General features: G+C 66.8%; 4 protein-coding genes and 2 pseudogenes. 3 read left to right on the top strand and 3 right to left on the bottom strand.

Annotated features, from left to right (window positions below; genetic code table 11):
• Positions 1-73 precede the first annotated feature (73 nt).
• From MXD61_RS05020 to MXD61_RS05010, 3 genes and pseudogenes are all read right to left on the bottom strand, one after another.
• Positions 74-1294 (bottom strand): annotated as a pseudogene (locus MXD61_RS05020) (DUF1156 domain-containing protein); the annotation flags it as partial.
• Between the two features lie 71 nt (positions 1295-1365).
• Positions 1366-1779, bottom strand: coding sequence for a hypothetical protein (locus tag MXD61_RS05015; RefSeq protein ID WP_248811679.1), 414 nt, complete (start codon positions 1777-1779; stop codon positions 1366-1368).
• 80 nt (positions 1780-1859) lie between these two features.
• Complete coding sequence (locus MXD61_RS05010; protein WP_248811678.1) at positions 1860-5270, bottom strand: helicase-related protein; 3411 nt, start codon at positions 5268-5270, stop codon at positions 1860-1862.
• Positions 5271-5628: 358 nt separating this feature from the next.
• Between MXD61_RS05010 and MXD61_RS05005 the strand changes: the two genes are divergently transcribed.
• The 3 genes and pseudogenes from MXD61_RS05005 (at position 5629) to MXD61_RS28680 (ending at position 8655) form a co-directional block, all read left to right on the top strand.
• Positions 5629-6396: a helix-turn-helix domain-containing protein gene (locus MXD61_RS05005; RefSeq protein ID WP_248811677.1), complete on the top strand. Its 768-nt coding sequence runs from the start codon at positions 5629-5631 to the stop codon at positions 6394-6396.
• 214 nt (positions 6397-6610) lie between these two features.
• Complete coding sequence (locus MXD61_RS05000; RefSeq protein ID WP_248811676.1) at positions 6611-7753, top strand: hypothetical protein; 1143 nt, start codon at positions 6611-6613, stop codon at positions 7751-7753.
• A gap of 165 nt (positions 7754-7918) precedes the next feature.
• A pseudogene (locus MXD61_RS28680) lies at positions 7919-8655 on the top strand (SDR family NAD(P)-dependent oxidoreductase).
• Positions 8656-8740: the final 85 nt, after the last annotated feature.

The following is an 8740-nucleotide window of genomic DNA, read 5'->3' as shown; positions in this document are numbered from 1 at the left end:
AGCAGCCAGACCCGGAACCGGCAAGTAGCTAGTTTTCGAACAACACTGCCTCAAACAGCTTGACGGGTTCCGCAGCGAGGACTCTTTCTCTTACGACGGAGACCAGATCACTGAAGGTCGTCAGAGTAGTAAGCTGGCGGCTTGTAAAAAGATCAGACCATCTAATCATTCCGTATGCCTGGACTCGAAATCCAAGGGCCTCGCCTGGGAGCGCCGAATCGGGTATATCATCCGGACGATCGACCACGGAAGCCATTACGTGCCCCTCCGTAGGCGCAAGGTATATACGCCTTCTCTTACCTTCAGCTACCACGGCCATAAGCTGGGCGCCAACACGCCCGGCGCGACCTTCTGCACGCACATACTTTAGGTCCACCGCCGCATTGCAAGCTATACAACGTGCTCCAGTTTTCGATACAGTCCCGTCCGTTGAAGCGGTCGGCCCATTTTCCTTGCCCTGCCTGATTTCAAAAACGACCCGCTTGCCCGAGAAGTGATTGACATCGGGAACGACTCGATGGACGACATACGCCTCTTTACCGCTTTTCTTACCCAGCCACCAAGATCGAACCAAAGGCATCGCAAGACCGCACCCCGGATTCGGACAGGTGACGGTACGAGCCCAGATCCAGGCAATAACCGAGGCTTTGGAGCCGTCTGGAAGATCAGCCCTGGGATAAAGACGACCGATGTTCTTCTCGGCTTGGTCTCGCATCCAAGCACCGTAGGAACGCACGTCAGCAGCAAGGCCCTCGGCTCCCTTCCAAGTACGGATCTCGGAGTCAGCCAGGCCAGGATAAACAGGGGGTTTGTCGTGAAATTTCGACGGTATTTCAATTAGTGCTTTATTGATCAGTACGGCCACTGGATTGAGGTCGGATGCATGCGCATCAAGGCCGAGCCTCTGAGCCTCCAGCGGAATGGTCCCGCCACCTGCAAAAGGATCAAGAATTGACGGCGGCTTGCCGTTGGTGGACTTGATAATTTCGGCGTACGCTTTGGCGAGAAGCTCCTCGTTGCGCACGTTCTTCCACATTACAAGGCACTCGATCAGTGCGTGCAGGCGATCGCGCTCCTTGCGCTGCAGCTCCTCGGTGGGGAACTCCTCGGGCCTTGCAGACGGGTCGTCCACGAGCTGGGCAAACAGAACAGCACGTGCAGCCGCGAGGGGACGGCGCGCCCACCACAGGTGGAGGGTCGAAGGGTGCCCGTGCCGGATGGACTTCTCGCGGGCGGACTCCCGGTTGATCGCCTCCAGCGGCAGCGCCACCTCGATCAATTTACGCTTCTGCACGTACTTCCTCGACCCTCTGAGCCCTGGAGCGGGCACGCCCTTGCGCCAACTGATACCGCGACTTACAGAAGCTAGCGATCAGATCCGACAAAATTTACGCGAACTGGGACGATACTGCGCCGTACTGCCTCGGTGAACGGGATGTCAGGATGCTCTCGGCTGGTCCAGCGCTGCCACCGGGACGGATGTCGCGGGCCGTCACCAACCTGCCAACCCGGTAACGCCAGCTCGTCGAGGCGGGTCCGGAGCCAGGCGGCCTGCTCACGGAAGTGGGTGCGCGCTGGACCAGACGGAGACGAAGCTCCGTATGCGAGCAACACGCCGGCTGCCTCGGTGAGCGCCGACTCCAGGGAGGGCCTCGCCGCCAACCAGCCGGCGGCGGTCGCGCCGAGTTCGTCGATGTCACCGGTGGCATGCGAGGGCATCGAGAACAGGTTAGCCACCTTGACCTCGGCGAAGCCGAGCAGCTCACCTGCCAACGCCACCCGGCTCAACGTGCGCCGGCCGTCTGTCAGAGGTGGGTTCGCCAGAATAGCGACAAGAGTCGAAGCGGCGGCCACCGCCATCAGAACGGGGCCTTGCCCTTGGCCCAGGTCCTGGCCCAGTTACCGCGCAGGCCGGTGGAGTCGAAGTCGCCGAAGTCGGTGGTGGCGAAGGGGGCGTCGAGGTAGCGGGCCTCGTCGTGCCGGGCTCCGCGTGGGTCCACCCTGACGAGTGCGAGCCGGTAGCGCGGGGCGGCGTTCTTGCTGGTCATCACCTCGTTGTGGGTGATGAAGAAGTCGGTGGCGCCGTCGATACGAGCCTTGACCTCGATGCGGTAGGTGTCGCCGTCGGCATCGGTCGACAGGATGTCGAAGCCCTTGTTGTTGAACGCCTGCTCGACAGGCTCGCGGCCGAGCTCCCGTTCGCGCGCCATAACGAGATCGACGCCGCGGCGCTCCACCTCCTTCGTCTCCTTGGCGTGCATCGGCGCAGACTGCGCCAGTTCGTCCTCGATCATGCTGATGGGCAGCACCAGGGCGGCGGTGACCAGCCGGGGCGGCTTGGTGGACATGAGCTGCTGCTGGTCGAGCAGTTCGAGGCGCTTGCGGAGCCGGTTGTCGAGCTCGACCGCCTTGCGGTTGAGGCTGTCGGACGACTCCTTGGGCTTCTCGCCCTTCTGCTCCTCCTCCGAGGCGATCACCGCCTCGTACAGCAGACGGTCGCTTTCCTTGGTGAGCCGCTCCGTGACCAGCCCACGGGCCTTCGTCAGTTCCGCCAGCCGGCGAGGCTGGACTTCGGCGAGGTACCCGGGCAGCTGGTTGGCGATGATCCAGCTCGTGGCCTTGTCCTCAGCATCGGCCAGCCACGCAAGGGCACGCGCGGCGTCGGTCAACGGACCCGCAGGAGCGGCGACACAGTCCAGATACGGCGCGGGGCCTGCAGAACTGACAGCACCGTTGGTGTCGACATAGGCGTAGCCGAACCGACGGGCCACCGCCGCACCGGTCGCATCGGCGACTTCCTCGACGACGCCCACAAGCAGGTGCGGTTCTTCAAGGGTCGAGGAGACAAGCACGGTGCCCTGGTTGAGGGCACCGCCCAGTTGGCGAACTGTCTCGTCCATGACCGCGTCGTGGAGCGGGTGGCCGGGTGCCAGCAGATCGGCTCGGGCAAGGCCTTCCGGATGTACGTGGGCCAAGTCGAAGGCGATCCGCTCGTACTTCGTCGCGATCGGCCCCTGGCCGACCGAGCGGAGCTGCTGCGGCACGTTCGCTATCTCGTAGCGCCCCTGCTCACGTCGGGCGATCCGGCCACCGAGGCGGGTGAAGGCCGCCTTGAACGCCAGCTCGATGTAGTGCGGTTGCAGCCGCCAGGCGCGGGCCTCGTCCATTGCCTCGCGCAGCCGCTGAAGATCGGCTGCGGCAAGCTGGTCCGCAGCGAGTGCCCGCTCGTCCAGCAGCTCCTTGAGTCCGTCACCGACGCTGGCGTCGATGACCTCGTGCATCTTCGCCTTGACATCGGGACGCTCGCCGTACTGGATCGCGGCGAGCAGGAGGTCGCGTAGCGGGGTCTCGGCGAAGGCCTCACCGAGAACATCGAAGACCCGGCCGCCGTAGGCCACACTCATCTGGTCGAGCTTCGCCAGCAGACGGACGAAGACCTCGCCCTCCCGGGTGTTGACGGCCACAAGGTTCCACAGCCTGCAGACCTCTTCCTGGCCGATGCGGTGGATCCGGCCGAAGCGCTGCTCGATGCGGTTGGGGTTCCAGGGCAGATCATAATTGATCATCAGATGGGCAGCCTGAAGGTTGAGGCCCTCGCCGGCCGCGTCGGTCGCCAGCAGGATCTGGACCTCGCGGTTCTTGGTGAACTCCTCGGTGATCTGGCGCCGCTCGCCGCGGCGCACGCCGCCGTGAATCGCCTTGACCGCCTCGGGCCGCCCAAGCAGCGAACCGATCCTGCCTCGGAGGTAGTCGAGGGTGTCTCGATGCTCGGTGAAGATGATGAGCTTTCTCGGCCAGCCGTCCGAGTCGATGATCTCCGGATTGTCCTGCAGCAGCTTTGACAGCTCGGTCCACTTACGGTCGGTGCCGGAGTCGCGGACCCGCCTGGCGGTCTGCACCAGGTCGGCCAGTTCGAGCAGCTCGGCGTTGAGCTCCGCTACCGTCTGCGCGGCGGTGGCCGCGTCGAGCAGCTCCTCCTCCAGGTCCTCAAGCTCCTTGGCGTTGAGTTCGTTGCCGTCGATCGCGCTCCACTCGACGGTCTGATCCAGCTCACGATCGGTGCCGTCGAGGATCTCCTGGCGTTTGCGCTCCAGGCGTTCGCAGCGGCGCATGAGGCTTCGGTAGATCGCCTCCGGGCTCGAGGCGAGCCGGCGCTGAAGCACGGTGAGGGCGAAGCCGACGGTGTTCTTGCGCTTTCCGCCGAGCCGGTCAGCCCGGTCCATGCCCTCGCGGACGTAATGGGTGACGTCCTCGTAGAGGGCGTACTCCAACGCGGTCAGCTCATAGGGAACCGTCTCGGCAATGCGCCTGGGGAAGAGATTTTTACCCTCGAAGGTGCGGAGGTTCTCCTTGACCATGCGGCGCATGATCCCGCTGGTGTCAGTGGACTTTTTCTCCCGACCCTCGAACCGGTCACGGTCGAGCAGGGTCAGGAAGAGCTGGAAGTCCTCCTCCTTGCCCGAGTGCGGGGTCGCGGTCATCAGCAGCAGGTGGCGGGTAATCTCACCGAGCAGCTCTCCGAGCTGGAAGCGCTTGGTCTTCTGCAGCTTGCCGCCGAAGTAGTGGGCACCCATGCGATGGGCCTCATCGACAATGATCAGATCCCATTCGGTCTCCCTGAGCTGGGCCTGGAGCTGGCCGTTGCGGGAGAGCTGGTCCATCCGTGCGATGAGCAGCGGGTGGGTCTCGAAGACGTTGAGATTGACCTGCGAGTCGACGAGCTGGTTGGTCAGCAGGTCGAAGCGTAGACCGAACTTGAAGAAGAGCTCGTCCTGCCACTGCTCCACGAGCCCGCCGGGCGCGACGATGAGGCACTTCTTCACGTCATCGCGCAGCAGCAGCTCCTTGATGTAGAGGCCAGCCATGATCGTCTTTCCGGCGCCAGGGTCGTCGGCGAGCAGAAAGCGCAGCGGCGTGCGTGGAAGCAGCTCGTCGTACACCGCGCGGATCTGATGCGGGAGAGGCTGCACGTCACTCGTGGCGACAGCGAGCATCGGGTCGAACAGCCCGGCCAGCGAGATGCGCTGCGCCTCGGCCACGAGCTTGAAGTCGCTGGCGCCGGCATCGAAGGCACGACTACCGGTCTGAGCAACGCTGAGCTGGTCCTGATCCTTACGGAACACCACCTGCTGGCCCAGGTTGCCAGCGGTGGTCTTGTAGGTCAGTTCGAGGGCGGCAGAACCGTGCCACTGCACGGCAAGGACCGTGATGACCTCGGCGGGAATCAGCCCGTCGACCCGCAGCCCTGACTTGAGCTCCTCCAGCAGCACGACCGAACCTCCTGTTAGGCAGCCGACCTACGCTACTGGCGCGGTCCGACAGTCCGATGCGCCGCCCCCAGGACCGCTCCCTCGTCGCGCCGCAGCCCCGTGCGACCTGCCTCTACTCGAACACGGCGGGCACCAACCGCCCGTCCTTCAACGTCGGTACGCGCACTCGCGGCAACGGTCATTTCACCGACTTTATCGACAACATCGTGCGCGCCGCGACTGCCCCTGCATTGCGCTCGGCCAACCATGTGCCAATCAGGACCATACTGGGACAGGACGCCACGAAGAACATGTTTCGGGCCGATGTCATCGGCTCTGCACGGAGCAGCCAGGCGCGGCGACGTTAGGGTGATCGTCCATGAGTGACGTCGAGCTGCGGGAACGGGTGGCGGCACTGCGGGGCGAGGGGAAGTCGCCGAAGCAGATCGCGCGGATCCTGGGGGTGGCGCCGTCCGTGGTGGCGCCGTTGGTGCGGGCCGCGGCGGTCCAGGCGCAGGCTGCGGCCGGGGAGCCGGCGCTGGTCGGCTGCTGGATCAATACCGGGTGGAGTCGGGGTCTGACGGTGGATCCGGCGCGCGGTTGGGTGGACGCGGCCTTCGAAAGCGGCGACGCCCCCGGCGACGGCGACGGGGCCGGCGGCGCGGTGGAGCCGATCGTCATCGACGCCCGCAACAGCCTCGGCGGTCTGGTGACGGTACTGGTCGCCCGGGCGCACCGCTGGGGCAGCGTGTCGGTGTGCGGGTACCTGGCGGACGTCTACTGCCTCGGGGTCAAGAACGCGATGGGGCCGGACGTCATGACCGACGTCGAGCTGCCGCGTTTCCGGGAGCAGTACTTCAGCAGCCAGGACGGGTGGCAGGAGGCGCCGCTCGAGCTGGCCGCCGATCTGGTGCTGGGCTCCGTCGAGTACGCGCGCGGGCTCGGGTTCGAACCGCATCCCGACCTCGCGGCCGCCGTCGGCCACCTCGGCGCGTGGGCGGGGCCGTCCGCGATCACGTTCGGCAAGGACGGCCGGCCGTTCTACATCTCCGGGCCGTACGACGACCCTCGGCGGGTCATGTGGACGTTGCAGAGCGCCTCGACCGACGCCCAGCCCGGCATCGTCCTCGGCGGCCCGGTGGGTTGATACCGACGCCAACACCGACGCCAACACCGACGCTGACGCCGACGGCGGATCGGATGGGGGCGTGTCGGCGGGCGACTCCCCCACCTGGACGCCGGAGAGTGATTTTCTAATTTCATATCGTCGCCATGAAGGCGGCTGGGGATCCGTCCTGGAGGCGGCGATGCGCTCGAGGCGTGCGGTCAGAACGGCGGCGGCGACAGCAACGACGGCGCTGGTGGCCGCAACCGTCGCCGCGTTGTCCACCGGAGTCGCCGTCGCCGCGACGCCCACCTCGTCCACGCCGACCGCCGCGCCGCCGACGACTGCCGCGCCACCGACGACTGCAAGCGCGCCGCCGGCCACGCGCGTGCCACCCGTCCCGAGTGTGCCCGTCGTCCGGACCGTGCCGCCGGTTGATCTCGGGGGTCTGCCCGGTCTGCGCTACAGCAGCGCGACCGCGATCAACGACCGTGGGGACGTCGTCGGCTCCGGGTACAACGGGTCGTACGACAGCCATGGCTTCAGCTGGTCGCACGGGGTGCTCACCGCGCTGCCGGACACCGCGCGGGCGCCGTTCAGGATCAACAACGCCGGGCAGATCGCCGGCACGCTGCCGGGGCGTTTCTACTCCCCCGGTTTCGTGCGCCGTTCCGACGGCACCGTGGTCGCCCTCGACTTCTCCACGTCCGACCAGAACGAGCGGGGCGAGGTCGTCGGGACGGGTCCGGTGGCCGGCGGTGGGTCGCACGCGAAGCTCTGGCGCGACAACCACACCTTCGACCTCGGTGCCCCCGCCGGTCACACCAGCGACGCCCGGGCCATCAGCACCAACGGGTGGATCCTCGGCGAGGTACAGAGCAGCAGCCACAGCGACGACTACTTCGCCCGCTGGATCCACGGCCGCTGGGTGCCTCTGCCCACCCCGTCCGGCTACGGTTCGGACATCAACAGTCGTGGTGATGTCGTCGGCTGGGCCACGAACGCGGATGGCGTCACCCACGCCATGCTGTGGCAGGGCGACCGCGCCATCGACCTGGATCCCAGCGATCCGCTCAGTCAGGCGGTGGCCGTCAACGACGCCGGCCAGATCCTCGGCGACACGTTCGATCCCGTGACCAACATCGGACGCATCCTGCTCTGGGACCATGGCCAGCGGTTCGACCTGGGCACCTTCGACGGCCTGTTCGCCCGGCCGATCGCCCTCAACGAACGCGGCGACGTCATCGTCGCGACCAGTACCGCGGCCTTCCGGCGCGCCAACGGGCGGACCGTCCAGCTCGGCGGCTCCGCCAATCCGACGGCGATCAACAACCGCGGCCAGGTGGTGGGCTCCATCCTGCTGCCCGGCGACACCAGCCACGCCGCCCTGTGGAACTGAGCAGCCGACACCAACAGCACCGGCGGGTACTGGCAGCGCGACCGCTTGTGCCACGCTCGCCGCAGCGGCTATATCTGACGTAAGGCACCTCACATCGAGGTCGCGTCAGCTCGGCGTCGCGGCGGAGGCGGGGCCAGGGTCGTCGTCAGCGGCGGTTCGAAGGGGATGGGCCGGGCGGCCGCGGAGCGCTTCGCCGCCGACGGTGCCCAGGTCGCGGTGCTCGCCCGCGGCAAGGACGCGCTGGAGGAGACCGTCGAGACGCTGCGTGGGCTCGGCGCGCCGGACGCGCTCGGGATCCCCACCGACCTGACCGACGCGAACTCCGTGCAGGCCGCCTTCGACACGGTCACCGCGCGGTGGGGCAGCCTGAACGTCCTGGTGAACGCCGCCGGCCCGGTCGAGGTCGGCGTCCGCCCGTTCGACGAGCTCGACGACGCCGAATGGCTGGCCACCTTCGGCATCGGCACGCTGAGCGCGGTGCGCTGTCTGTGTGCGCGCGGCGCTGCCGGCGCTGCGGGCGGCCGAGTGGGCGCGCATCGTCAACGTCAGCGCCCATTCCACCCGGCGGCAGGTCCCCGCGGCTGGTCGCCTACACCGCGGCCAAGTCGGCGCTGACCAGTCTGAGCAAGAACCTCGCGCGGTCACTCGCGCCCGACGGGATTCTCGTCAACACGGTGTCGCCGGGGTCGTTCCTGTCCCCCGCGCTGAAGGGGTATCTGCGCACCCTCCCACCCGAGCGGGGCATCGACCCCGACAGCCTCGCCGACGCGATGCGCGTCATCCGGGAGGACTACGACCATCCGGCCTTCCTGCCCCGCGCCGGCGACCCGACCGAGATCGGCCCGGTCATCGCCTTCGTCGGTTCCCGCCTCAACAGCTACTTGACGTCCTCCCCCGTCTGAAGGCGGGGGATTCCAACTCCTACACACTCGTCTGAAGAGGAGGTGCGCGGTGTTGGGGTTCGCGGTTCGCGGGCTCCGGCGACCC

The sequence above is a fragment of the Frankia sp. AgPm24 genome, assembly GCF_023243055.1.
GTDB lineage: Bacteria > Actinomycetota > Actinomycetes > Frankiales > Frankiaceae > Frankia > Frankia umida.
The sequence above is the reverse complement of the archived record's forward strand: the minus strand, read 5'-3'. Positions and strand labels throughout refer to the sequence as shown.